The organism is Campylobacter concisus (assembly GCF_001298465.1).
Classification (GTDB): Bacteria; Campylobacterota; Campylobacteria; order Campylobacterales; family Campylobacteraceae; genus Campylobacter_A; species Campylobacter_A concisus.
In genome coordinates, this window is the sequence record NZ_CP012541.1 from 1,677,251 (window position 1) to 1,702,668 (window position 25,418).

16 protein-coding genes, 3 tRNA genes, 3 rRNA genes and 3 pseudogenes are annotated in these 25,418 nt (G+C 40.0%); 10 read left to right on the forward strand and 15 right to left on the reverse strand.

Translation table 11 applies throughout. The annotated features are described in order from the left end of the window. Positions 1–75 precede the first annotated feature (75 nt). A complete protein-coding gene (locus CCON33237_RS08480) occupies positions 76–2,193 on the reverse strand; it encodes a TonB-dependent siderophore receptor (RefSeq protein WP_054197237.1) in 2,118 nt (705 codons plus the stop codon). A gap of 233 nt (positions 2,194–2,426) precedes the next feature. Here CCON33237_RS08480 and CCON33237_RS08485 point away from each other — a divergent pair, with 233 nt between their 5' ends. The 3 genes from CCON33237_RS08485 to CCON33237_RS09950 are packed head-to-tail and all read left to right on the forward strand — an operon-like array spanning position 2,427 to position 4,361. After that, the gene (locus CCON33237_RS08485) at positions 2,427–3,749 is read left to right on the forward strand and encodes an NFACT RNA binding domain-containing protein (RefSeq protein WP_054197433.1); all 1,323 of its coding nucleotides are present in this window, start codon (positions 2,427–2,429) and stop codon (positions 3,747–3,749) included. Between the two features lie 3 nt (positions 3,750–3,752). Next, positions 3,753–4,097 (forward strand): hypothetical protein, encoded by a 345-nt coding sequence (locus CCON33237_RS08490; RefSeq protein ID WP_054197238.1) that lies wholly within the window; start codon positions 3,753–3,755, stop codon positions 4,095–4,097. 45 nt (positions 4,098–4,142) lie between these two features. After that, positions 4,143–4,361, forward strand: coding sequence for an Rrf2 family transcriptional regulator (locus CCON33237_RS09950; protein ID WP_222862628.1), 219 nt, complete (start codon positions 4,143–4,145; stop codon positions 4,359–4,361). A 152-nt stretch (positions 4,362–4,513) separates the two neighbouring features. Here the strand turns inward: CCON33237_RS09950 and CCON33237_RS10155 are convergent, their stop codons facing one another. The 7 genes from CCON33237_RS10155 to CCON33237_RS08525 form a co-directional block, all read right to left on the reverse strand. Further along, positions 4,514–4,957, reverse strand: coding sequence for a ComEA family DNA-binding protein (locus CCON33237_RS10155; protein ID WP_054196774.1), 444 nt, complete (start codon positions 4,955–4,957; stop codon positions 4,514–4,516). Between the two features lie 221 nt (positions 4,958–5,178). Beyond that, a 5S ribosomal RNA gene (gene rrf / locus CCON33237_RS08500) occupies positions 5,179–5,297 on the reverse strand. Positions 5,298–5,430: 133 nt separating this feature from the next. After that, a 23S ribosomal RNA gene (locus CCON33237_RS08505) occupies positions 5,431–8,334 on the reverse strand. A gap of 327 nt (positions 8,335–8,661) precedes the next feature. Further along, positions 8,662–8,737: transfer RNA gene (locus CCON33237_RS08510), tRNA-Ala, on the reverse strand. Positions 8,738–8,749: 12 nt separating this feature from the next. Continuing rightward, positions 8,750–8,826 (reverse strand) — tRNA-Ile (locus CCON33237_RS08515). Between the two features lie 94 nt (positions 8,827–8,920). Next, positions 8,921–10,432 (reverse strand): 16S ribosomal RNA (locus CCON33237_RS08520). The 16S, 23S and 5S rRNA genes sit together here with 2 tRNA genes alongside, the layout of an rRNA operon. A gap of 437 nt (positions 10,433–10,869) precedes the next feature. Continuing rightward, complete coding sequence (locus tag CCON33237_RS08525; protein ID WP_054197239.1) at positions 10,870–11,244, reverse strand: RidA family protein; 375 nt, start codon at positions 11,242–11,244, stop codon at positions 10,870–10,872. A gap of 96 nt (positions 11,245–11,340) precedes the next feature. Between CCON33237_RS08525 and cheQ the strand changes: the two genes are divergently transcribed. Then, positions 11,341–11,814: a cheVAW transcriptional regulator CheQ gene (gene cheQ, locus CCON33237_RS08530; RefSeq protein WP_081004454.1), complete on the forward strand. Its 474-nt coding sequence runs from the start codon at positions 11,341–11,343 to the stop codon at positions 11,812–11,814. 32 nt (positions 11,815–11,846) lie between these two features. On the opposite strand, the gene CCON33237_RS08535 is transcribed toward cheQ, so the two are convergent. The 3 genes from CCON33237_RS08535 to CCON33237_RS08545 all read right to left on the reverse strand — a co-directional run bounded on the left by CCON33237_RS08535 (position 11,847) and on the right by CCON33237_RS08545 (position 14,814). Continuing rightward, positions 11,847–12,407 carry a Fe-S-containing hydro-lyase gene (locus tag CCON33237_RS08535; RefSeq protein ID WP_054197241.1) on the reverse strand — a complete coding sequence of 187 codons (561 nt, stop codon included), beginning with the start codon at positions 12,405–12,407 and terminating at the stop codon, positions 11,847–11,849. 9 nt (positions 12,408–12,416) lie between these two features. Then, the gene (locus CCON33237_RS08540) at positions 12,417–13,262 is read right to left on the reverse strand and encodes a fumarate hydratase (RefSeq protein ID WP_054197242.1); all 846 of its coding nucleotides are present in this window, start codon (positions 13,260–13,262) and stop codon (positions 12,417–12,419) included. 241 nt (positions 13,263–13,503) lie between these two features. After that, a complete protein-coding gene (locus CCON33237_RS08545) occupies positions 13,504–14,814 on the reverse strand; it encodes a hemolysin family protein (protein WP_454040649.1) in 1,311 nt (436 codons plus the stop codon). Positions 14,815–15,015: 201 nt separating this feature from the next. On the opposite strand from CCON33237_RS08545, the gene CCON33237_RS08550 reads away from it, so the two are divergent. Then, positions 15,016–16,329, forward strand: a complete 1,314-nt coding sequence (locus tag CCON33237_RS08550) for a sodium-dependent transporter (protein ID WP_054197244.1) — start codon at positions 15,016–15,018, stop codon at positions 16,327–16,329. A 44-nt stretch (positions 16,330–16,373) separates the two neighbouring features. On the opposite strand, the gene CCON33237_RS08555 is transcribed toward CCON33237_RS08550, so the two are convergent. Then, complete coding sequence (locus CCON33237_RS08555) at positions 16,374–16,820, reverse strand: DUF411 domain-containing protein (protein WP_054197245.1); 447 nt, start codon at positions 16,818–16,820, stop codon at positions 16,374–16,376. 108 nt (positions 16,821–16,928) lie between these two features. On the opposite strand from CCON33237_RS08555, the gene CCON33237_RS08560 reads away from it, so the two are divergent. The 5 genes and pseudogenes from CCON33237_RS08560 (at position 16,929) to CCON33237_RS08580 (ending at position 21,235) form a co-directional block, all read left to right on the forward strand. Next, the gene (locus CCON33237_RS08560; protein ID WP_054197246.1) at positions 16,929–17,897 is read left to right on the forward strand and encodes a putative transporter; all 969 of its coding nucleotides are present in this window, start codon (positions 16,929–16,931) and stop codon (positions 17,895–17,897) included. Between the two features lie 285 nt (positions 17,898–18,182). Further along, positions 18,183–18,986: a M48 family metallopeptidase gene (locus CCON33237_RS08565; protein WP_054197247.1), complete on the forward strand. Its 804-nt coding sequence runs from the start codon at positions 18,183–18,185 to the stop codon at positions 18,984–18,986. Positions 18,987–19,117: 131 nt separating this feature from the next. Beyond that, positions 19,118–19,492: pseudogene (locus CCON33237_RS08570) on the forward strand (GNAT family N-acetyltransferase); the annotation flags it as partial. 22 nt (positions 19,493–19,514) lie between these two features. Continuing rightward, positions 19,515–19,602: transfer RNA gene (locus tag CCON33237_RS08575), tRNA-Ser, on the forward strand. A gap of 58 nt (positions 19,603–19,660) precedes the next feature. Then, a complete protein-coding gene (locus CCON33237_RS08580) occupies positions 19,661–21,235 on the forward strand; it encodes a Na+/H+ antiporter (protein WP_054197248.1) in 1,575 nt (524 codons plus the stop codon). Here the strand turns inward: CCON33237_RS08580 and CCON33237_RS08585 are convergent. From CCON33237_RS08585 to CCON33237_RS10160, 3 genes and pseudogenes are all read right to left on the reverse strand, one after another. Next, positions 21,232–21,744 carry a hypothetical protein gene (locus tag CCON33237_RS08585; RefSeq protein WP_054197249.1) on the reverse strand — a complete coding sequence of 171 codons (513 nt, stop codon included), beginning with the start codon at positions 21,742–21,744 and terminating at the stop codon, positions 21,232–21,234. The two genes, CCON33237_RS08580 and CCON33237_RS08585, sit on opposite strands and share 4 nt — an antisense overlap. A gap of 94 nt (positions 21,745–21,838) precedes the next feature. Then, positions 21,839–23,952: pseudogene (locus CCON33237_RS08590) on the reverse strand (TonB-dependent siderophore receptor). After that, a pseudogene (locus CCON33237_RS10160) lies at positions 23,933–24,921 on the reverse strand (PepSY-associated TM helix domain-containing protein). The pseudogenes CCON33237_RS08590 and CCON33237_RS10160 overlap by 20 nt, the downstream one beginning before the upstream one ends. Positions 24,922–25,418 lie beyond the last annotated feature (497 nt).

A 25,418-nucleotide genomic window follows, 5' to 3' on the forward strand; every position in this document is an offset into this window, starting at 1 on the left:
TTTAAATTTTGAGGCGATTTTAACGAAAATTGCTAAATTTAAAGAAAATTTACTAAGCCAAAAGGCCTAGTAAATTTAGAATTTAACGCTCGCAGTCAGCATAAACTGCCTCGCATACCCCGGCTGTATCGGTATGATATTAGCCTGCGTGCCGGTCGACGAGGATGTATAGTAGAGCTTATCGGTCAAGTTTTTGACGTTAAACGAGAAATTCGTCTCGTAGCCCGCGATCTTGGTATCGTAGCTGATAAATGCGTCGTAAACGATCGCGTCGTCCATCTTAAAGCCCGTTCCCGCAGGCACGGCCGGTAAATTCGTCCTCATGTAGTAGGTGTACCATGAGCCAAAGTACCTCGCTCCGCCGCCGATCCTTAGGCCTTTTGCGCCTAGGCGGCTAAAGTCGTAGTTGGCAAAGAGGCTCGCTTGGTGCTTAGGCGTGGCCTCTAGCGGTTTGCCCACTAGCACGGCAAACGCGCCGCTATCCTTGCGCACCTCGGTTTTAGTGTATGCGTAGCTAGCGCCTACGCTTAGCCCTTGCGTCACGCGGCCGTTAAAGTCAAACTCAAAGCCTCTAGAGCGCGCCTCGCCCACGGGCGTACTTACGCTATTTACGGTGCGCATAATGTTTTTCTTATCGATGTTAAAGACCGCCGCGCTAGCCGTTATGCTGTCATTTTGAAATTTAGTTCCAAGCTCTATGCTTTTGCCTTCTTCGGGCTTTATGTCGCCGATGTCGTCGCCGCTGATCGCCATTTGTGGGTTGAAACTTTGTGCGTAGTTGGTATAGACCGACCACTCGGGCGTTAGTAGATATAAAAGTCCAGTTTGCCACGTAAATTTATCATCTTGCTGATCTGTGCTATTTGGCCCACTAGTTGTGCCGCGAGCTACTTGGTCGTAGTATTCATACCTAGTTCCTAAAGAGTAGATCAAATTTTCAGTTAAATTTATGCTATCTTGTGCGTAAAATCCGATAGTTTTTAGCTTTTGGTACTGGATGCTTGACTCTCTGGCAGTTGGTAGTCCTACTATTCCATAGATAGGATTATATATGTTGATGTTTAAGTGATTACCTGTATCTTTTAGACCACCTGGCCTATAACGATAGTATTCCTTTGCATCAATGCCAAAGAGTAAATTATGCTCTATCTCACCGGTTTTAACGTAGCCGTTTAAATTTAGTGATCCAGCATGTGTGCGGTGGATAAATCCGTCGTAGTATTCGTTTCGTCTAGCTGCAACGCCCGTGTTTAAATTTACGTTCATTAGCCTGATGTGACCGTAGTCGTGCTTGGAGCGGGAAAACGCGTAAGCGCCGCGCAGTAGCCAGTCCTCGCCGATATTTTTTTCAAAATTTACGTCCACGGTGTCGAGTCTGGTTTTTAGTTTATTAAACGGCTCGTCAAGACGTCTTTTCTTATCTATCGGAAGTAGCTTGCCCGTGCTTGGCACCAGATACATACCGCGGTCGATCGGATCGGTCGAGCGCGTGTGCGTATAGGCTAAATTTATGCGGTAATCATCGCCTTTATACGAGAGCGAAGGCGCAAAGAGGACGTTTTTATATTCGCCAAACTCCCTCCAGTAGTCTTTTTGCATCATATCAAATATAAATCTATACGCAAAGCCGCTATCCGCGATCGGTCCCGTGGTGTCAAAGCCTGCGCTCCAGTAGTTGCGGTTGCCGATACCAGCCCAAATTTCGTTTGAGAAGTCGTATTTTGGCTTTTTAGTGACCATATTTATTATGCCGCCGGGCTCTTGCGCGCCGTAGAGCAAGCTAGCCGGGCCTTTTAGCACCTCGACGCTTTCTACGGTTTTGTTAAAGCTATGCATGACGCTAGCGGGCACGCCGTTACGCATGATCGAGCCGTCGCGTCCGCCGCCGAATCCTCTTTTTATGATCGAGTCAAAGATGCCGCCCGTGGTGTTTCCGTAGCTAACTCCGCTCACGTTTTGAAGGCTCTCGGCTAGAGTCTCCGGTTTTTTATCTTTTAGCTGTTGTTGCGTCACGACGTTTACCGTCTGCGGGATCTCTAAAATAGGCGTATTTGTTTTGCCTACTTCGCTCGTTGTGGCTCTATATCCATCGTCTGTGCTATCTTCAACGCTGATACCATCTAAGCTTACATCAGTAGCATTTAAAGCAGAAATAGCAAAACAAAGCACCGCACTAATGCGAAATTTATTCATCTATTATTCCTTAAAATTTTAATATTATAAAAATAGTTATCATTATATATAAACAAGATTTAAATTTTTATGAAAAAATTTACGAAAAATTTATATTTCAATAACATTACAAATGAAGCATTTTCAAAATTAAAAATAGAACCATAAAAAAACAGATCTTTACTACTCTGTCATAAAAAGCGATGAAACTTTTGTTAAAACATTTTTGCAACATTTCTGATATAATCTTTGGCATGAAGTACGCACATTTAGTTCAAATAGCAAGTTATTTATCAAATTTTACAAAGATAAACCAAGCAAAACGCATCAATGATATGGCTATTTTAATCGAATTTAATGGCGAGAAGATCATCTTTGATCTAAATAAATCAAACTCTGCGATTTATAAAGATGATGAGCAAAAAGAAGCAAAAATTTATCAAGCGCCTTTTGATAATGTTCTAAAAAAGCGCTTTAACGCCTCGCATATAAAAAGCGTTGAGTGCTTAAAAGATAATAGAATTTTAAAATTTATCTGCACGCAAAGCGGCTCATACAAAAGTGAAAATTTTGTCCTTTATCTTGAATTTACGGGTCGCTTTACAAATGCTGTGATAACTGACGAAAATAACGTGATAATCGAGGCACTAAGACACATCGATAATAGCTACCGAAAAATAGAAACTGGCGAAATTTTAAAAGAACTGCCAGCTATCGAGATAAAAGAAAAGCCGTGCGAGCCTATAACGGACTTTGATCACTTTTTTAAAGCTGAAGCGGCTAGAGTAAATGAGTCCAGGATAGCTAGCTTAAAAGAGGCTAAGCTTGCAAGCGTGCAAAAAAAGATAGATAGCATGAGTGAAATTTTAAACTCACTTGAAGACAAAGATGAGCTAATGAAAAAAAGCGAGGAGGCTTCGAATTTAGGATCGCTTTTGCTTGCAAATTTGGGAAATTTCAAGGGCTATGAGAGAGAAATTTGCCTAAAAGATTTTGATGGCAATGAGATAAAACTAACTCTTAGCGATACTCCAAAAAATAGTGCAAATGAGTTTTACACAAGATCAAAAAAATTTCGTGCAAAAGCCCTTGGTGTGGAGATAGAAAAGAGAAATTTAAAAGAAAAAATCGAGTTTTTTGAAGGCTTAAAGTCGCTTTTAAAAGAAGCGAGCAGCCTCTATGAGCTTGAAATTTTAAGCCCAAAAAACAAGGCAAAACAAAGAGAACGTCATATAAAAGATGTGAGCGAAAATGCTGAAATTTTTTACGTTAGAGAATTTAAAATACTAGTTGGTAGAAACGAAAAAGGCAATATAAATTTGCTTGACCTTGCTAAAAAAGACGATATATGGTTACATCTAAAGGATAGCCCAAGCGCCCATGTCATCATCAAGACAAACAAGAGTAGGGTGCCTGAAGATGTGCTAGAAATGGCAGCTAAATTCTGCGTGGAATTTAGTGTAAAGGGAGCTGGCAGGTACGAGGTAGACTATACCAAGCGTGAAAATTTAAAGCGTGAAAACGGCGCAAATGTCACTTATACGAACTATAAAACTATCATCATAAATAAAGGCTAAAAAATGGCTGTAACACCTTTAGGAAATAGTAACTTTATAAACCAAAATGCCCCAGTGGTATCTCAAGTGCATGCAAATCAACAAGCCAGATTTGATATGCAGTCTTTGATGGCAGCTGAGCTTGCCTCGCAACAAAGTGAAGAGATCAAAGAGGTTCGTCCGATGGAAGAGTCTTATAAAATAGACCCTGAAAAGGAGCATGAGCGCCAAAAAAATGAAGAAGAGGCAAGTGAGTTTGAGAGCGAAAAACAAAATTCAAGAGATGGTGATGAGGAAAATTTGGACAATACAGCAGATAATGAGGAAATAGTGCCTAGCGAACATCACATGCTTGACATAACTATTTGATGCTTAAACACCCCAGCCCCACAAACACTACATCTCAAGCCAGCAATACTCCCCCAACACCTAACCCTCCTTCAAATTTTTAACGCAGTAAATGATAAAGAAAAACTTTTTAAGATCCACTCTGACTCACCTAAAGCCTGCCCACTTGGTAGCAAGATCGAGGGACTTTTAACTGGTCACTTCCTAAAAGCACAAGAAGCTTTAGAGGATAGTTTAAGAAGCATTACTTTACAAGATCTATTAGATGAGCTTATTGATTTATAAAATTTAAAAAGTAGGCAAACCAAGTTATAGAATTTAAAAAGTAGGCAGATATATAAAAAAACCAATCTATTTTATTTATTAGGAACGCTATGCGCTCCTAACTATTTTTATATATATTTTATGTAAGAATTTTTATAAATTCCTAGATTTTATTACTCTTTGCTTTTCTCTTTTTTAGCTTTGCTCTTTTTCTCTGCTTTATCTTTTGGGCTTTCTTTCTTATCTTTGACTTCTTTTACGCTATCTTTAGCACCATCTTTTTTCTCTTTTACTTCATCACTCTTTTTACTTACTTTTTGTTTTGTGTCATCTTTTTTAGATTTTGTTTTAGCTTTTGTTTCGTCTATCTTTGTAGTGCCTGATACTGATATATCTGATTTTAAATTTTCAAATGTCTTATCACCTATACCATTTACATTTTTTATATCTTCTATTGAGTTAAATTTATTTGCTTTTCTATACTCTATTATTGCATCTGCCTTTGAAGATCCTATGCCATCTAAACTCATTAACTCTTCTTTTGTGGCAGTGTTTAAATTTATGGCTGCTAGTAATGTAGAAGCTGCTACTAATAGTGAGAATATAATCTTTTTCATTTTTGTCCTTTTTGGGTAAATTTGGGTTTGGAGTCTATCATATTTGGTGTTTTTAGTCAACACTCGCATAAAAACATAAGCTAAAAGATATTTATAAATGTAAAGATAAAAAGTCTAATTATTTAAAAATATAAATAAATTTTAGATTTGATATTTTGTTATAAATTAAGAAATAATATTAAAAGATGATTGTTTAGATAAAGAATATTAAAAATCAACAAAGCCCGCAACGACCTACTTTTCCAACATCCCAGTAAGGGAGAGTATCATCAGCCAGGACGAGCTTAGCTTCTTGGTTCGAGATGGAGCAAGGCGTTTCCTCGTCTGTATAGTCACGGGCAGTGTTAAATAAAAGATATATCAGATAAATCTCTTATTTAACACTACTTGATAAAGTTAAAAGTCATAAACAAAGTTTTATAAAAACATATCTTATTAAGTTTTTATCCTTAACAAGGAAGTGATGCTTATTAAAAGATAAGCAGACGAGCTATTAGTACTGGTCAGCTAAAGGACTTTCATCCATTACACACCCAGCCTATCAAACACATAGTCTATATGAGCTCTTAAAAGAAGATTCATCTTGGAGTTGGCTTCCTGCTTAGATGCTTTCAGCAGTTATCACATCCCAACATAGCTACCGAGCGGTGCTCTTGGCAGAACAACTCGTACACCAGTGGTTGGTTCGACCCGGTCCTCTCGTACTAGGGTCAACTCTCCTCAATCTTCTTACGCCCACGGCAGATAGGGACCGAACTGTCTCACGACGTTCTGAACCCAGCTCGCGTACCGCTTTAAATGGCGAACAGCCATACCCTTGGGACCTGCTCCAGCCCCAGGATGCGATGAGCCGACATCGAGGTGCCAAACCTCCCCGTCGATGTGAGCTCTTGGGGGAGATCAGCCTGTTATCCCCGGGGTACCTTTTATCCTTTGAGCGATGGCCCTTCCACACAGAACCACCGGATCACTAAGACCGACTTTCGTCCCTGCTTGACGTGTATGTCTCGCAGTTAAGCTGGCTTTTGCCTTTATACTCTGCGAACGATTTCCAACCGTTCTGAGCCAACCTTTGTAAGCCTCCGTTACATTTTGGGAGGCGACCGCCCCAGTCAAACTACCCACCAGACATTGTCCTACTTGAGGATAACTCAAGCTAGTTAGCTATCAGAATAAAAAAGAGTGGTATCTCAACAACGGCTCACCATAAACTGGCGTCTATAGATCAAAGCCTCCCACCTATCCTGCACATTTTTATCCCAATAGCAGTGTCAAGCTGTAGTAAAGGTCCACGGGGTCTTTCCGTCTTGCCGCGGGTAGGAGGAATTTTCACCTCCACTACAATTTCACTGGATCCCTCTTCGAGACAGCTCCCATCTCGTTACGCCATTCATGCAGGTCGATATTTAATCGACAAGGAATTTCGCTACCTTAGGACCGTTATAGTTACGGCCGCCGTTTACTCGGGCTTCGATCAAACGCTTCGCAGAGCTAACGTCATCAATTAACCTTCGAGCACCGGGCAGGCGTCACACCCTATACATCCTCTTACGAGTTAGCAGAGTGCTGTGTTTTTGGTAAACAGTCGGGAGGGACTCTTTGTTGTAACCTTCAATGCTTACGGAGTAAATCCTTCACAAAGTTAGGCACACCTTATACCGAAGATACGGTGCTATTTTGCAGAGTTCCTTGAAGAGAGTTCTTCCACGCGCCTTAGAATACTCATCCCACCCACCTGTGTCGGTTTACGGTACGGGCAACTATAACTAAACTTAGAAACTTTTCTTGGCTCGACAGTATCGGCAATTCGCTATCCATTCCGAAGAACTTCAAACGCCTGTGGGGTCTCGGCTTAAAAAGATCCGGATTTGCCTGGATCTTAACCTACACCTTTCGACTAGCACTACCATCCGCTAGCTTGCTTAACTCTAAGCGTCCTTCCATCGCACATTATAGTTGGCATTGGAATATTAACCAATTTTCCATCGCATACCCCTTTCGGACTTTGCTTAGGACCCGGCTAACCCTACGATGACGAGCATCGCGTAGGAAACCTTGGGTTTACGGCGTTGGGGATTCTCACCCCAATTATCGCTACTCATGCCTGCATGCTCACTTGTATTCGCTCCAGCACTCCTTACCGGTATACCTTCAACGCAAATACAACGCTCTCCTACCACTTAGTAAAACTAAGTCTAAAGCTTCGGTACTCATTTTAGCCCCGTTATATTTTCCGCGCAGAATCACTAGACCAGTGAGCTATTACGCTTTCTTTAAAGGATGGCTGCTTCTAAGCCAACCTCCTGGTTGTTTAAGTAACTCCACATCGTTTTCCACTTAAATGAGATTTAGGGACCTTAGCTGTTAGTCTGGGTTGTTCCCCTCTCGACGACGGATTTTATCACTCGCCGCCTGACTGCCATGATTACACACTAGGTATTCGGAGTTTGATAGGGTTTGGTACATTGGTGTATGCCCTAGCCCATTCAGTGCTCTACCCCCCAGTGTTACTACATGACGCTATACCTAAATATATTTCGGAGAGAACCAGCTATCACGATGTTTGATTGGCCTTTCACCCCTATCCACAAGTCATCCCATAGCTTTTCAACGCTAGCGGGTTCGGTCCTCCACCGGCTCTTACACCGGTTTCAACCTGCTCATGGATAGATCACATCGTTTCGGGTCTGCAACGTCTGACTAAACGCCCTATTAAGACTCGCTTTCGCTACGGCTCCGGGTTTCCTTAACCTTGCCAGACATCACAACTCGCAGGCTCATTATGCAAAAGGCAGTCCATCACCCTGATAAATCATAGGGCTCTGAATGATTGTAAGCAAATGGTTTCAGGTTCTATTTCACTCTGATCACCTCAGTTCTTTTCACCTTTCCCTCACGGTACTTGTGCACTATCGGTCTAGTAGTAGTATTTAGGGTTGGATAGTGGTCTACCCAGCTTCAGACAGAATATCACGTGTTCCGCCCTACTCAGGATACTGCTAAGTAAAACAAAGCTTTCATATACGGGAGTATCACCCTCTATGCTTAATCTTTCCAAATTATTCTATTAGCTAAGTTTAGTCTATATTGCAGTCCTACAACCCCGTTAGTAAACTAACGGTTTGCCCTCTTACGCGTTCGCTCGCCGCTACTAGCGTAATCTCTTTTGATTTCTTTTCCTGAGGGTACTAAGATGTTTCAATTCCCCTCGTTCGCTCCATATTAGGTAGTTAAGCTCGCGCTTAACTGGGTTGCCCCATTCAGAAATTCCCGGATCAAAGCCCCTTGACGGCTCCCCGAGACTTATCGCAGCCTGGCACGTCTTTCATCGCCTCTACTAGCCAAGGCATCCACCACTTGCTCTTTGTAGCTTACCTTTTCTATATTAGATTATTCTAATTCGCATCACTTCCTTGTTAAAGATAACTTTATGTTACTATATTTAAATTCTAGCTCTCAAGACGGAAAGCATTGACTACTATTTAGATAAGTTTTAAATCCTAAATAGATTGTGATGTCAAACTTTTGCATTAAATGCAAAGAGAATAGAAATTTAAATCTTTAACAAGTCCTGTAAAATTGTTTTTAAAACTTGCTTGTGACTATTAACAATATTAATTAAAAGAACATTTAGACAAAAGTCTAATTAGAAAGTTTAAAAATTTAAGCTCTCTAATTAGACTTAATACGGTTAAACTATTTTATGGTGGAGAATAGCGGGATCGAACCGCTGACCTCCTGCGTGCAAAGCAGGCGCTCTCCCAGCTGAGCTAATTCCCCAATTAAATTCTCTGGTGGGCCTAACAAGACTTGAACTTGTGACCTCACCCTTATCAGGGGTGCACTCTAACCAGCTGAGCTATAGGCCCCTATAGGTCTATCAATCTTTCAAAACTAAACAAGGATGATTGAGAATATCTTTCTTATAGATATCTTGTGAGAGAATATCTATATGTACTCTAGAAAGGAGGTGATCCAACCGCAGGTTCTCCTACGGTTACCTTGTTACGACTTCACCCCAGTCGCTGATTCCACTGTGGACGGTAACTAATTTAGTATTCCGGCTTCGAGTGAAATCAACTCCCATGGTGTGACGGGCGGTGAGTACAAGACCCGGGAACGTATTCACCGTAGCATGGCTGATCTACGATTACTAGCGATTCCGGCTTCATGGAGTCGAGTTGCAGACTCCAATCCGAACTGGGACATATTTTATAGATTTGCTCCATCTCGCGATATTGCTTCTCATTGTATATGCCATTGTAGCACGTGTGTCGCCCCGGACATAAGGGCCATGATGACTTGACGTCGTCCACACCTTCCTCCTCCTTACGAAGGCAGTCTCATTAGAGTGCTCAGCCGAACTGTTAGCAACTAATGACGTGGGTTGCGCTCGTTGCGGGACTTAACCCAACATCTCACGACACGAGCTGACGACAGCCGTGCAGCACCTGTCTTAACATTTCTGCAAGCAGACACTCTTCTATCTCTAGATGATTTGTTAGATATCAAGTCCGGGTAAGGTTCTTCGCGTATCTTCGAATTAAACCACATGCTCCACCGCTTGTGCGGGTCCCCGTCTATTCCTTTGAGTTTTAATCTTGCGACCGTACTCCCCAGGCGGTATACTTAATCCGTTAGGTGCATTACTGCCAAGACTAGCTTAGCAACAACTAGTATACATCGTTTAGGGCGTGGACTACCAGGGTATCTAATCCTGTTTGCTCCCCACGCTTTCACGCATTAGCGTCAGTTGAGTTCCAGCAGATCGCCTTCGCAATGGGTATTCCTGGTGATCTCTACGGATTTTACCCCTACACCACCAATTCCATCTGCCTCTCCCTCACTCTAGATTACCAGTTTCCCAAGCAGTTCTATGGTTAAGCCATAGGATTTCACAAGAGACTTGATAATCCGCCTACGCGTCCTTTACGCCCAGTGATTCCGAGTAACGCTTGCACCCTCCGTATTACCGCGGCTGCTGGCACGGAGTTAGCCGGTGCTTATTCGTTAGGTACCGTCATTATTCTTCCCTAACAAAAGGAGTTTACGCTCCGAAAAGTGTCATCCTCCACGCGGCGTTGCTGCTTCAGGGTTTCCCCCATTGAGCAATATTCCCTACTGCTGCCTCCCGTAGGAGTCTGGACCGTGTCTCAGTTCCAGTGTGACTGATCATCCTCTCAGACCAGTTATGCGTCATAGCCTTGGTGAGCCATTACCTCACCAACTAGCTGATACAATATAGCCTCATCCTACACCGATAAAACTTTCCCTATCTAACTTATGTAAGACAGGAGTATAGAGTATTAGCAGCCGTTTCCAACTGTTGTCCTCTAGTGTAGGGCAGATTAGCTATACATTACTCACCCGTGCGCCACTAACTCATAAGAGCAAGCTCTTACTTGTCCGTTCGACTTGCATGTATTAGGCACGCCGCCAGCGTTCACTCTGAGCCAGGATCAAACTCTCCATATTAATTACCTATCTAATAGACAGGATTTTTATTATGAAGTTTTTAATCAAAAAAACTTTTAGTTTTTATATTAGTTTGTCTAATCTATTATTTAATCATAATAGACTGGCTCAATCGATCACTTGTTTAGATTTCAAAGATTGACTAATAGTTTAACAATTGTAAGTTAAAAGAACAACGATAAAAAGAAAAGGCTTTATTAACCAATGAAGTTAAAGGTGGTTTCTTGTTTCGTGAGCTGGAATTATATACGAGCAATACTTAAAGATAGTTGAAATATTTAGGGAATTTTAGAAAAAATTGTTAGGCGCTTAAAAATTTTAAAGTATGTATTTTTATTATAGGTTTAAGGGTTTAGTTTTTGAAGTATAAATTTGGAGAGTTTTTGCTCTCCATTATAATTAAGCATTAAATTATGTGAACTTTTACACAATATCTATTAATAAGCCGCGATAAGCTCTATTTCTACAAGTGCGTCTTTTGGCAAGGTCTTAACGGCTACTGTACTTCTAGCAGGATAAGGCTCTTTAAAAAAATTAGCATACACAGTATTTACTTTAGCAAAATCTCCCATATCTGCTAGAAATATTGTAGTCTTTATGACATTATCAAAATTAAGCCCTGCCTCAGCCAAGATATTTTTTAAATTTTCAAGCGATTGCTCAGCTTGGGCCTCTACGCTACTACCTGCAAACTCACCCGCTGGTGTGACACCAAGCTGACCTGAGATAAATAAAAATCCATTTGCGCTAATAGCTTGAGAATATGGCCCAATCGCTTGTGGAGCTTTTTTTGTTGAGATTTGTTTTTTCATATTTTCTCCTTTTGAAATTTTTTAAAATCCTACTATAAATTTTCTAAATTTTTAGTCTCCAAAGGCTATAATGGGCAAAATTTCAAAAGGATGAAGATGCAAAATATACTCGCACCAAATGAGTTTTTAGATGATTATGTACTCAGTGCTGAGTTGGCTAAAAATGCTGGCATCTCATCAAATGCTTATCTTTTTTGGAAAAACGTCATAAGTGCTAAATTTGAAAACTCAAGAATAGTTTTTCTTAGAAAAAATAGCATTCCAGTCAAATTTCAAAACATTATAAAAACTTGCACGCCTTTAAATGGCCTTATTCCAACAGGCGTATTTTGCTCTTTTACCTCGCTTGCTCCTTCTCATCTTGTAGCAAAAAATGGCTCTAAGATCTACGAGCTCTTTAAATTTTATGAGATTTGCGGCATCAAATTTATAGACTTGAAGAAATTTTATGATGATTTTAATCTTAGCTATTCTTATAGAATTTACATTGAAAAGTGTAAATTTTTCTCACCTGCTCCATTTGAAAAACGCATAAAATTAACTGAAACGATGTGTCTTGGATATTACTAAAGTCCGCTAGCTAGCTTGCTAGCGGGATAAATTTATATCTTTTTGTAAGGTGCTTGACCGACTTCATAAAAGTTATTACCTTCGCAGTCAATGGCAACTATTGCTGGGAAATCCTCAACTGTAAGCCTAGCAACTGCCTCTGGTCCTAGTTCTGGATAAGCCAGCACTTCATATTTTTTGATACTTTGGCTAATGAGCGCTCCGATGCCGCCGATAGCAACCATATAAACACAGCATGATTTTTTCATAGCCTCGACTACTGCGTCACTCCTGTAGCCTTTACCGATCATACCATTTATACCAACTTCATTTATCATAGTTGGGGTGTATTTATCCATTCTGCCGCTTGTTGTTGGGCCTGCTGCACCGATAGCTTGATTTGGCTTGGCTGGAGTTGGTCCAACATAGTAGATAGTCTCACCCTTTAGTTCAACTGGTAGTTTTTCGCCACGTGCCAATGTTTCAGTAAGTGCCTTATGTGCAGCGTCACGAGCTGCTATGATAGTGCCTGATATTAGGACATTGTCGCCTGCTTTTAGGCTCTTTACCACCTCTTTATTAAATGGTGCTGTTATTCTTTTTACTTCTGACATTTTTTCTCCTTAAAGCTCAGCGTCTGCGTGGCGTGCAGCGTGGCAGTTGATGTTTATAGCAACAGGAAGACCTGCTATGTGGGTTGGATACCACTCGACATTTACTTTAACAGCAGTGGTGTCACCACCAAGTCCTTGAGGACCAACACCAGTTTTGCAAGCAAGCTCTAGTAGCTCGTCTTCTAATTTGGCATATCTTGGATCAGAATTTTTACTATCGACTGAACGAACTGCTGCTTCTTTTGCCAAAAGTGCTGCCTTATCCATCGTACCACCTATGCCAACACCTATTGTTAGTGGAGGACAGGCGTTTGGTCCAGCGTATTTTACAGCCTCTAAAAAGACTTTTTTTACACCCTCTATACCATCAGCTGGTACAAGCATTTTTAAAACCGATTTATTCTCACTACCAAAACCTTTTGGAGCTACTTTTATCTTTAGCTTATCTCCTGGTACGATCCTAGTGTGAATGACGGCTGGAGTGTTGTTTGTGGTATTTTTTCTCTCAAAAAGTGGCTCAGCAACGACTGACTTTCTTAGGTAGCCCCCAATGTAGCCTTCCGCAATGCCCTCATTTATCGCATCTTCAATATATCCACCCTCAATATGCACATCTTGGCCGATCTGCACAAAAACAACCGTCATGCCTGTATCTTGGCATATAGGCGCAACGCCCTCTTCTGCTAGCTTAGCATTTTGTAAAATTTTGCCCAAAATGTCTTTGCCTAGTGACGAGCTTTCGCTACTTTGAGCCTTTGTAAAAGCAGCCTTTAAATCTGGCGTCACAACATAACAGGCCTGTTTGCAAAGCTTGGCAACGACTTCTCTTATATCTTTTACATTTATTATTCTCATCTTTACTCCTCGTAAAAAACAATTTTTAATTATATTAACTATATTTAAAATTTAAGATTAAATTTTACTGCTAGATATCTACTCGAAAAATTTATATGAGTTTATTTTGCTTGACTACAACTAGAAGACTTGCCTAAAACAAATTTAATAAAATAAGCGATAGCGAAAATTGAGTCTAGAACATCACAATATTGATAGAAATTTACATAACATGGCTTATTTAAGCCATAAATATATAAATTTAAGACTGAATGCTCTCCTCTTCATTTTTTATCTTTTTTCTAACTTTGACTCGTGATATGCTAGCTCCATCCATCTTTCTTACTTCGTAGTAGCAGTTTTCATCCTCGATCTTATCACCTACAACTGGTAAACGACCGATTAGGTTGAAGACATATCCACCGATCGTTACTTGATCCGTCTCTTCATCAAAGCTTATACCAAGAACCTCTTCAACACTCTCTAGATCGTATCTGCCTTGAAATTCATAAATATTGTCATTTATCTTTTTATAGTGCTGATCGACCTCGTCGTGCTCGTCGTTAAAGTCACCAAGCACCTCCTCCATGATGTCCTCCATCGTAAGAAGACCAGCCGTGCCACCATACTCATCAACGACAAGTGCAGCTGAAATTTGCTCTTTATTCATCATTACAAGCACTTTTGAGATAGAGAGGCTCTCAGGCACGATGACAAATTTACGCACAATCGCGTCAAAACTCTTCTCTTTGTCTTTACTAAAGTGAAGCTGTAAAATATCTCTAATGTGTATCATGCCCAAAATAATATCTTTTGAGCCGTCTATATAAGGAAAGCGAGTGTATTTTGACTCAAATACGACTTGTAAATTCTCTTCAAAGCTCTTTTGTTTATTTATGCAGATCATATCGCGCCTCGGCGTCATGATCTCTTTTGCGACTGTGTCACTAAAATCAACTGCATTTTTAATAATCTCAGTCTCAAAACTATCAAGCACACCGCCCTTTAAGCTCTCGCCAACGATGATTTTTATCTCTTCTTCAGAGTGGGCTAGTTCATTTTCTTTGGCTGGCTGGATGCCTAAAATTTTAAGTCCAATGGTTGCTAAAATATCAAAAAGCTTAATTACAGGCGAAAATAGCACCCAGAAAAAGTGAAGTGGACGAGCAATTTTTAGTACTGAAGTCTCGGCCTTTGCTATAGCAACTGACTTTGGTACAAGCTCACCCATTACAACGTGAAGTAGCGTAATAAGCGTAAATGCGATCGCAAAACCAACTGTATGAACTAAGATATCACTAAAGTTGAATAAATTTTTAAGTGGGGCTTCTATAAGTCTTGCAACTGCTGGCTCACCGATCCAACCAAGAGCAAGTGAGCTTAGTGTGATGCCAAGCTGAGTGGCACTAAGATAGGTATCAAGCTTGTTTGACATCTCAAAAGCAAGCTGAGCATTTGGCTTTTTCTCTTTGATAAGCTCTTCAAGCCTAGACTTACGAACTTTAACAAGAGAAAATTCTGATAAAACAAAAAATGCGTTTAGCAAAATGAATATAATGGCAAGTATTACCATTAAAAGCGAATTATCGCTACTGGGGTTCAATTATGATCCTTAAGAGTTAAAAATTTTTGCCTGATTATAGCGAATTTATATTTAGCGGTCAAATTATCCACGCCCAAAAGTAACAACATTTCTTAAATTTAAAATTTATAAAAACTTCTTAAATCATATTTTGATAACATTATTTTCATCACTAAATTTATGGATTTTACAATGAGCAAAAAGAATTTTTCATCGCGTTGGGCATTTATATTGGCCTGTGTTGGATCAGCAGTTGGCATGGCAAATGTCTGGGGCTTTCCTTACAAACTTGGCACAAATGGCGGTGCGGCGTTTTTACTCATCTATGTTTTTTTCATAGCTCTTTTTTCATATGTTGGTCTAAGTGCGGAGTATGCGATTGGCAGACGTGCAAAAACTGGTACGCTTGGATCATATAAATATGCTTGGCAAAGTAGAAATTTAGGCGTATTTGGCAATATTATTGGCTGGCTTCCACTTGCTGGCTCACTTTGCATAGCAATTGGTTACGCAGTCATCATCGCCTACGTACTAAAAGCCCTTACTCAGGCACTCACTGGCTCATTTATGAGCGTTGATACGAACGTTTGGTTTAACTCATTTGCACTTCAAGATTACTCAGTCTTGCCTTATCATTTTATCATCGTTGTTGGCACGCTTCTTACACTATTTTTTGGAGCAAAAAGTATCGAAAAAACAAATCAAATAATGATGCCACTGTTTTTTGTATTATTTAGCATTTTGGCTATAAATGTCGCGATGCTACCAAATGCGTTTGATGGGTATAAATTCCTTTTTATCCCTGACTTTAGTAAGCTTGCAGACCCGATGGTATGGGTTTCTGCGATGGGTCAAGCCTTTTTCTCGCTCTCTATCACAGGATCTGGCATGATAGTTTATGGAGCTTACCTTTCAAAAGATGAAGATATCGTTGAGAGTGCTAAAACTACGGCTTTTTTTGATACTATCGCAGCTCTTGTGGCCGCTCTTGTTATGATCCCAGCAGTCTTTGCCTATGCTATGGATCCAGCCGAAGGTCCAAAGCTACTTTTTGTAACGCTTCCAAAAATTTTACAAAATATGATCGGCGGTCAAATTTTTGCGATCATACTATTTACAGCAGTCATCTTTGGCGGTATCACCTCACTTCAAAATATGTTTGAGGTCGTGGCTGAGTCGCTTATGCATAAATTTCCGTTTCTTAATAGATTTTGGACGCTCACGCTACTTTGTGCAGTTTGCTTTGGCATAGGAGCATTTATGGAGCCTATTAGCAGTTGGGGGCCTTGGATGGACTTTGTGTCGATCTATATCATTCCAATCGGTGCGGTAATCGGTGCTATTTCTTGGTTCTGGATTATTAAAAAAGATGAAATTTTAGACGAGATAAATTCTGGAGCAAATAGATCTTATGGTAATTTCTGGTATTTTGTAGGCAAATTTATCTACGTTCCGCTAACATTTTTACTTTGTATCATAGCTGTAAGTAAGGGAATTTCTTTTTAAATTTAGCTCACCAAAAAATAAGCTAAATTTAAAAATTTTTGAAGTTATCTTAGTTTTTTTGTGCCAATATAAGTGGCAAAAATTTCTTGTGAGCCATCTTTTTTAAATAAAATAACATCGTATTGCTCGGCTTTACTGCCTTGTTCCATGCCTTGACTCTCCATCGGCATGCCAGGTACTGCGATACCAACTACATCTTTTGGCTTAAGCTCTAGTAGGCGCTTTACCTCATCGGCTGGAACATGACCTTCTATGATATATCCATCGATGATTGCTGTATGGCAGCTTGAAAGCTCTAGCGGCACGTTAAATTCTTTCTTAACTTTAGCTATATCATCTACTTTTATGACCTCTTCGCTAAATCCAGCCTTCTGCATCGCCTCACCCCAGCTAGTACAACATCCACAAGTTGGGCTTTTATAGACCTTCATATCAGCCGCGAACGCAAGTGTTGCAAAAAAGCCAAGGGCCAAAAATGCTAATTTTTTCATCATTTTCCTTTACGTAAAATTTGCAAAATAATATAGCTCACATTTAAATTTTATATAAATGCTTAATATTGCTTGCTATAATTCGCCAAAATTTACAAAAGGCACTTTATGTTTTCATCATTTTTTAAAGATAAAAAATGGGCACTCTGGGCTTATGGCGGAGCGATATTTATCATCTTACTTCTTGTCTATCAAACACACCTAAATGTCCGTATAAACGAGTGGTATAAAAATTTCTACGACATCGTGCAAAACTCAAAAGATCATGATGTAAGTGAGTTTTGGCGAGAAATTTTTAACTTTATAAAAATCGCTATGCCTTACGTCGTGACTTACACTGTGATCTCGTTTTTTGCTAGCCACTGGGTCTTTCGCTGGAGAGAGGCGATGACATTTAGATATCTAAAATTTTGGCAAAACTGCAAAAGTGACATCGAAGGTAGTTCGCAGCGTATCCAAGAAGACGTCTACCGCTTTGCCAAAATAATGGAAAGCCTTGGCGTGCAAGTTTTAAGGGCGATCATGACGCTAATTGCCTTTATACCAGTGCTTTGGGAGCTAAGCAAGAGCGTAAGTTTGCCTTACATCAAAGATATCGAGGGCTCGCTTGTTTATATCGCTTTAATAATTAGCATCGGTGGCTTAATTATTTCGTGGTTTGTGGGCATTAAACTCCCGCATATCGAGTATAACAACCAAAAAGCAGAAGCTGCATTTAGAAAAGAGCTGGTTTACGGTGAGGATGATAAGTCTAAATTTTGCCAGCCAAACGTCATGCTAGAGCTTTTTACGGGCGTAAAGTTAAATTATTACAAACTATTTTTGCACTATGGCTACTTTAACCTTTGGCTCATCTCTTTTTCACAAATTCTTGTCATCGTGCCTTATATCATTATGGGAAATGGCCTGTTTAGCGGTGTTATCACACTTGGTGTGCTTATACAAGCCAGCAACGCTTTTTCTCAAGTTAGAGAGAGTTTTAGCGTCTTTATCGACAACTGGACGACAATAACGGAGCTAAGATCTGTAAATAAGCGTTTGAGAGAATTTGAGAGAAATATAAACTATAAGGCGTAGGGGTTAAATTTAGAATATAGCGTCTAAATTTTGAATTCATGCGATGCAAATTCGGGCAAATTTTAAAATTTCATGAACGAGTAATTTCGGCTCTAAAATTTGAGCTAAGCTATAAGCGAAGCCAAATTTTAGTAGTCAATTCTTGCGAGTGAATGAGATTTTAAAATTTGCAAAAAAGCAAATTACTATTTTTGATATCACAAAAATTAATTTTCTCCCCTCGTTTAACAATACATATCCAACTCAGGCTATAATACGCAAAATTTTAGTCCAAAAAGGATAAAAATGAAAAAATTTCTACTTACATTGTTAGCGACTAGTTTGCTCTTCACTGGCTGCTCAAGCGTTACAAAAGCAGGCGTTGTTGGTGCTGATCGTAAGCAATTTATGCTAGTCTCATCAGAAGCTATGGAGCAAAGCTCAGCCCAAGCCTACGTCAAGACGCTAACAGCTGCTAGAAGTAAAGGCGAGCTAAATGTTGATCCGATCCTTACAAAAAGAGTTCAAGATATCGCTAAAAGGCTTATCGCTCAAACTGGTATTTTTAGGGATGATGCTCTAAAATGGAAGTGGCAAGTAAATGTTATTAACGAAGATACGCTAAATGCTTGGTGTATGCCAGGGGGAAGGATAGTCGTTTATAGTGGCATTATAAAAAGGCTAAATTTAACAGATGCACAGCTAGCTGCGGTCATGGGACACGAAATCGCACACGCTCTTAGAGAGCACAGCAGAGAGCAAGCAAGTGCTGATCAGATGAAAAGTATCGGCATCTTTGCAATAGCCACAGCTACTGGCCTTGGCGATCTTGGAGCTAATGCTCTAAATTTGGCTAGCGAATACACCATATCTCTGCCGTTTTCTCGCTCACATGAGACCGAGGCTGATCACATCGGTACTGAGCTAATGGCAAGAGCCGGATACGATCCAAAAGAAGCGGTCGAAGTTTGGGTCAAGATGAGCAAGATGAGTGGCGGAAAGGTGCCTGAAATTTTAAGCACTCACCCATCAAATGAGAGCAGGATCAAGGACTTAAAAGAGATCGCAGCAAAGCTTGAATCAGTCTATCAAGCTGCCAAAAGAAGCTAGGCTTGATCGAGCGAGCAAATTTAAGCGACCTTGAAGCAATCACGCAAATTTACAATGACTACATTTTAGATAGAAGTGCGACTGCTGATATGTAGCCAGTTAGCACAAAGGAGCGAGAGCCTTGGTTTAACGCCCACGGCAGCTCGCGCCCTATCTTTATCTACAAAGAAAATGATAAAATTTTAGGCTACTGCTCACTGAGTGACTTTAATCCAAAAGTCGCTTACGATATAAGCGTAGGGATAAGCATCTATGTCGCTAAAAAGGCTCTTAGTATGGGCATTGACAAGCAACTTTTATCCCACAGCCTAAATAAAGCTAGAGAGCTAAATCTAAAAAATATTATCGCTTTAATATTTAGTGAAAATAAAGCAACTCTTAGGCTATTTTTAAAATTTGGCTTTGAAAAATGGAGTGAACTGCCTGGCATTTTCCTAATGGATAATGAGTACAAAAATGTCATTATCTTGGGGCTAAACTTTAAAAGCCAAGCATTAAGTAAATAAAGATATAATTCCACTTCTTCATGGGTAGATGTCCGAGCGGTTTAAGGAGCACGCCTGGAACGCGTGTGTGGGGCAACTCACCGAGAGTTCGAATCTCTCTCTGCCCGCCAGAAATTTGACAAAATTTACTCTATTGCCACAATACAAAAAGAAATTTAAAGGATCAAAATGATCGAACATTTGCTGCTATTTTTTGCACTACTAGCCATCATCATCGCTTTGGTGATGGTATCAAACCGCCTAAAGGTCGCCTATCCGGTGCTATTAGTCCTTGGCGGGCTTGCCATTAGTTTTGTGCCAAATTTACCAAGCATCAAGATCGATCCTGAGCTTATTTTCATCATATTTTTACCGCCACTTCTTTACGAGGCTGCGTGGGCAAACTCGCTAAAAGAGCTCTTTAAATGGCGCCGAATGATTGGCAGTTTCGCCTTTATCGTGGTTTTCATAAGCGCAGCAGCAGTTGCAGTGATAGCAAATTTAGTGATCCCTGGCTTTTCTCTCGCCCTTGGTTTCATGCTAGGAGCCATCGTCTCGCCACCAGACGCGGTGAGCACGGCAGCTATCCTTAAATTTGTCAAAGCCCCACGCAGGATCAGCGCTATTTTAGAGGGCGAGAGCCTTTTAAATGACGCCTCCTCGCTCATCATCTTTCGCTTCTCCGCAGTTGCAGTGACGACTGGGCAGTTTATCTGGTATGAGGCGGCTGCTAGCTTTGTTTGGATGGTGGTTGGTGGCGTTTTAGCGGGTCTTGCGGTGGCGCTTGCGGCATATTTTTTACATAAAATTTTACCGACTGATGAAAACAGCGAAACGATAATGACGATCACGACGCCTTATATCATGTATATCTTGGCTGAGGAGCTTGGCGCTAGCGGCGTTTTAGCAGTGGTTTGTGGCGGACTTTATCTCTCGACTAAAAGAAATGAAATTTTCACCGCTTCAGCAAGGATCCACGCGATGCCAGTTTGGAACAACTTTATTTTCTTACTAAACGGCCTTGCATTTACCATGATCGGCCTTGACCTGCCTGAAATTTTAGCAGGGCTAAAGCGTAGCGGCGTCTCACTCTTTGAGACGGTCTCTTACGGCGTTTTGGTCACTGCCGTGCTCATCGTTATCCGCCTCATGGCATCTTATGGAGCCGTTTATATCACGATGTTTATGAAGCGTTATATCAGCGTGGCGGACGATCGCAACCCTGGCAAAGCCACACCATTTATCGTCGGCTGGGCTGGCATGAGGGGCGTAGTCTCGCTGGCTGCAGCACTTTCTATCCCCGCTATGGCTGGTAGCGAGCCATTTCCGCATAGAGATCTCATCTTATTTATCACCTTTGTCGTGATCTTGCTAACGCTCGTAGTTCAGGGCTTAAGCTTGCCACTGCTCATCAAAAGTGTGAAATTTCCAGACTTTAACGACCATATGCCAAATGAGCTTGCAAGGATCAAGATCATAAAGGCGCTTGCCGAGGCTTCGCTTAAATTTAAAAAAGAGAAATTTGTGGGCGATGAGAATTTTTTATTTCAAAAGTTTGAAGAGTTTTGGAATTTCGAGCTTGAGAGTAAAAAATTTGAGATCAGCGACGAGGCAAGACAAAGGTATTTTAAAATTTTAGAGGAGCAAAGAAAGGCGCTTTGTGAGCTAAACAAAGACCCAAAGATCGACGAAGAGGTCATTAGGACGTTTTTATATCACATCGACCTTGAAGAGCAGAGATGGCGGCCGAATAGCGAGCACTAAAATTTTCTTCCGACATTGCAACTTACCGCACCGCAAAATCTCTTGCCAAATTTGGCCTCGACGATGAGCACGAGCACGAAAAATATCTTCTCATCGTTCATGCGTGCGATCTGACGCAAAGTCTGGCTGGGACTATTAAATTTAATATCATTTTCGCGCAAGCTCTTGCAAAACTCAGCTTCATCAAAGCCAAGCATGCGTGAAATTTCACTGATAGTGTAAGGCTCAAGCGAGGCGATGATGCGGTCCATGTTGCAGATCGTTGGATTTTTGCGGTGCGTGGTGACATCGATCATCTCATTTATGAGCTTTACTAGCTTTCTTCTGCGGTTAAAGACGTGTAAGATCGCTGCGCAAAATATCAAAATCCCTGCAAATTTGTGCGCGCTCATCATCCACTCATTATACTCGTCCATGGCGAAATTTAGCCCAGTAAATGCAAGCAGGCATATCCCACAAGCAAGAGCGCAAACAAGGCAAAATTTATATATCACTTCTACCTTAAGCAATGCAAATTCCTTAGTTTTTTGAAATTATACACCCATGAGCAAAAAATGAAGGGCGCCAACTAGAAATTTAGCTGGCGCATTAGAGTAAATTTAGCTAAAACTTATAGTGAAAACTGAGATTAAAGGTGCGTGGGTCACCATAAACCATCTTGTTTGCACCAATGCCCTCATAGTATTTTTTGTTAAAAAGATTATCGATATTTAGCTGCACATCAAAGTTTTTAGCAAATTTATACCCAAACATCAAATTTGCTAAAGTATAGCCCTTTTGCGTGATCTCGCTTGCGCCTTTGCCAGTGTAAATTTTACTCTTATACATAGCCCCAGCTCCTACTCTAAAGTCCCTAAATTCATACTTTGCAAATAAATTTGCCGTGCTTCTTGATGAGTCGGTGGCATACTTCTCACCTTTGGCATCTTTTGCGTTAAAGTGCGTTGCACCAAAGCTTAGGCTTAAGTTTTTAGTGATCTCGCCGTTTAGATCTAGCTCGACACCCTTACTTGTCACGCCCTTGCCAGCTTCATATATGTCGGCATTTGTCGCTGGATTTTTCTTGCCAGTCTTTACGCCAAGCTTGTCTTGCACGATCTTAAAGACGCCAAGACTTGCTTGAAGCGCCCCGTCAAGATACTCTCCTTTGATGCCCACTTCATAGTCTTTGCCTTGGATAGGATCTAGATATTTGTCATTTGCATCTTTTACGGTTTGAGGTTTAAATATGCTCGTGTAACTAGCATATAGAGTGTGGTTTGCTCCGATGTCGTAAGTGACGCCAAGATATGGCGTGATCTCATTTGTGAAATTTCTATTGTCTTTACCACCCTCGATCTCGTATTTGTAGTAGCTCACCCTAGCACCTAGCAAAAATTTAAGCTCATCGGTGATTGATAGTTTATTTGCTGCGTATAATGCCTTTTGTATCGTTTTGTCTTTATTATTTTGATCTTCGTAAGGGAATTTTGGATCATCAAGGTGTAAATTTTTAAAATCAATCCTGCTTCTAGCTGTGTAAGCAATCCCAGCTGGTGTGGTCTTTTGTAGCCAGTAGCTACTTACCTTATCGCTACTTTTTTTATAGTTGTTATACATAGCGCCAAAGACAAACTCATGAGATAAATTTGCTATCTCGTAAGGGATATTTGCGTAGGCGTCAACGTTGTGGATGTTCTCCTCTCTTTTGTTTGCATAGACGCTAAGACCACTCATATTGCCAGTACCGTCTAAATTTACCGCTCCGCCGTAGTAGAGTAGATTTGAGTCAGTGTTTGCCCGTCTAAATGAGTAGCTTAAATTTAAGCTCGCTTCATTTTCAAAGTAGTGCTTAAAATCAGCGTAAAAATCAAGCGTCTTTATGTCCCACCTAGTCCAAGGCTGAGAGAAAATTTCATTTTTACTAAAATTTGTCCTAGAGCCATCTGCGTAAAAAGCTGGCATGCCGCCCCATCTAATGCCGTGGCGTTTTAGCTCTTGATAAAACGCACCAAGACTAAGCCATGAGTTATCGCCTATGTCACTATCGACTACGCCGTAAATCGCACTATTTTTTCGGTTGTAATAATCCATATAAGAGTGCGACTTCTCATGCATAAATGAAAGCCTGGCCCTAACGCTTCCGCTCTCATTTACAGGCGTTTGCACATCGCCATTTACGCCGTATCTATCGTATGAGCCAGCGCTTATGCCAAAATTTCCTTTAAGTTCCTTTGCATCTGCTCTTTTTCTTATGAAATTTAAGCTTGCAGCTGGGTTGCCAGCGCCTGCAAGTAGGCCATTTGCCCCTTTTACCACCTCAACTCTTTCATAAGGTAGCAAACTCATATCATATGCGTCAAGGCTAAAGCCGCTAAAGCTAGGCATCGAATCAAGCAAATAATAATCTATCAAAAATCCACGAGCCGTCGGACGTATGCGTTCATCCCATTTATTTAGCGTGACGCCTGGGATATTTCTAAGAAGCACTTGATAGTCCTTGATGCCTTGATCTTTTAGCCTTGCTTCTGTTAGCACAGTTAGCGACTGGGGCGTTTGACGAGAGGTTAAATTTAGCCTAGTGTGCTCTTTACAAGCTCTTTTGCAAAGTAGTTTGCATTGTCTCTTCGCTCGCTTTCTACGACATCAATTGCTTCTAAAATTTTATCGCTTTGGCTAGCAAAAATTTGAGGTTGCATCAAATTTTTGCTAGCCAAACTAATTAAAAATTTTTTCATTTTTTCTCCTTTTAAAATTTCTTTTAATCCACAAATAAAGCCCTGAGATACTTAAAATAAGCGGTGAAATGCCAACCAAAAACCAGATAAATTTTGTGAATTGGTTGTAGTTGCCAAAGTGTGATTTTCTAAATGCTGAGAGAATTTCTTCGCTTAGATTTGCATTTTTTATGTCCAAAATACTTACTAATTCGCCGTTATTTTTATCGTAAGTTAATATGCTTGAATATTCGTTATGTAAGAAATTTTGATCTTTTACATAGCCAAAAAGGCGTATGTTTGCTCCTTGCATAAAAGGCAGTGAGATGAAGTGTGGCTCAAAGCCAGCAAGATCATTTTTTGAGCGGGCCACCAGCTCGTCAAGAGATAGGGTTTTATTATAAATTTTTGCATCTATAACGAAGTCATTTTTAAACTCTGGCATGCGTACCATCTGAAATTCCCACCAAGCGCCACTTATGCAAATGAGCAGTAAAATAGGTGTAGAAAAAATTCCTATCATTTTATGAATGTCGCTCATAAAAACATTTAGCCTATTTACACGAAGCCTAAGTAGTGTTAGCCAAAATTTTCTATAAATCACGAAACCGCTTATGCAGATAAAAACGTGAAAATAGCGGTTAAAGTAAGGATAATATGACCAATTTTCCCAAGAAATAGCGACTCATGAAGCTTTGTTAAAACTCCAAAAAATCCCTCATCATGTGCGAGTGGTTCGCTCTTTATCTTACCGCTAAAAGCGTCAAAATAGATAAATTTCCACTCTTTTTGACTATCATTGTGCTCGATTAACCAAATTTTGTCGCATTTTTTAGGGTCGGCATCAATATTTATGCCGACCATTTCATAATTATTTAGCTCTTTGGCAACGATCTCTTTTATCTTTTCAAGGCTTATTCTTTGGGTTTTTAGATTAGCATTTACAAGCTCTGGAATAAAAATATTATTTATCTCATTTTTATAAACCAAAAAATAGCACCGCTAAAACAAACTACTGCAAGTGTAATGAAAAATAAAAGAGATAGATAAGTGTGCAATTTATAAAAAAAATTTTGATTTAGAAATTTCACTTTGTTTTAAAGCCTTTTAATGATAGGTTTTGATAATGGCTCGCAATCTTATACAAAATTTACTTTGATAATATTTAAAACTATTATCAATTATGATTTCAAAAAAGAAAAATTTTTATAGAATGTAAATTGAAAAAAAATAAATAGATTTGATTTTCAAAAGAATAAACAACTCCTCTTTGTGTATACGAAAAGCCAGAAAAGGGGGAAGCAAAGACTTATCAGTTACAAAAAGGAGGGTCCATTTAAGACGATGAAATAGTATTATTTAAGCATAAATTTTAATAAAATTTTTAGTTAATAAAAAAGAAATCCCAAGTAATACTAAAGTAAATTTAACTTTAAAAAAGCTACATTTAAGAAATTTCTTTTAATTAGTGGAAGTACAAAATTAAA

Excerpts from the sequence above, each read along its gene's own strand:
- CCON33237_RS08480 (WP_054197237.1), bottom strand. The coding sequence starts at position 2,193 with ATGAATAAATTTCGCATTAGTGCGGTGCTTTGTTTTGCTATTTCTGCT.
- CCON33237_RS08485 (WP_054197433.1), top strand. The coding sequence starts at position 2,427 with ATGAAGTACGCACATTTAGTTCAAATAGCAAGTTATTTATCAAATTTT.
- CCON33237_RS08490 (WP_054197238.1), top strand. The coding sequence starts at position 3,753 with ATGGCTGTAACACCTTTAGGAAATAGTAACTTTATAAACCAAAATGCC.
- CCON33237_RS10155 (WP_054196774.1), bottom strand. The coding sequence starts at position 4,957 with ATGAAAAAGATTATATTCTCACTATTAGTAGCAGCTTCTACATTACTA.
- CCON33237_RS08525 (WP_054197239.1), bottom strand. The coding sequence starts at position 11,244 with ATGAAAAAACAAATCTCAACAAAAAAAGCTCCACAAGCGATTGGGCCA.
- cheQ (WP_081004454.1), top strand. The coding sequence starts at position 11,341 with ATGCAAAATATACTCGCACCAAATGAGTTTTTAGATGATTATGTACTC.
- CCON33237_RS08535 (WP_054197241.1), bottom strand. The coding sequence starts at position 12,407 with ATGTCAGAAGTAAAAAGAATAACAGCACCATTTAATAAAGAGGTGGTA.
- CCON33237_RS08540 (WP_054197242.1), bottom strand. The coding sequence starts at position 13,262 with ATGAGAATAATAAATGTAAAAGATATAAGAGAAGTCGTTGCCAAGCTT.
- CCON33237_RS08545 (WP_454040649.1), bottom strand. The coding sequence starts at position 14,814 with ATGGTAATACTTGCCATTATATTCATTTTGCTAAACGCATTTTTTGTT.
- CCON33237_RS08550 (WP_054197244.1), top strand. The coding sequence starts at position 15,016 with ATGAGCAAAAAGAATTTTTCATCGCGTTGGGCATTTATATTGGCCTGT.
- CCON33237_RS08555 (WP_054197245.1), bottom strand. The coding sequence starts at position 16,820 with ATGAAAAAATTAGCATTTTTGGCCCTTGGCTTTTTTGCAACACTTGCG.
- CCON33237_RS08560 (WP_054197246.1), top strand. The coding sequence starts at position 16,929 with ATGTTTTCATCATTTTTTAAAGATAAAAAATGGGCACTCTGGGCTTAT.
- CCON33237_RS08565 (WP_054197247.1), top strand. The coding sequence starts at position 18,183 with ATGAAAAAATTTCTACTTACATTGTTAGCGACTAGTTTGCTCTTCACT.
- CCON33237_RS08580 (WP_054197248.1), top strand. The coding sequence starts at position 19,661 with ATGATCGAACATTTGCTGCTATTTTTTGCACTACTAGCCATCATCATC.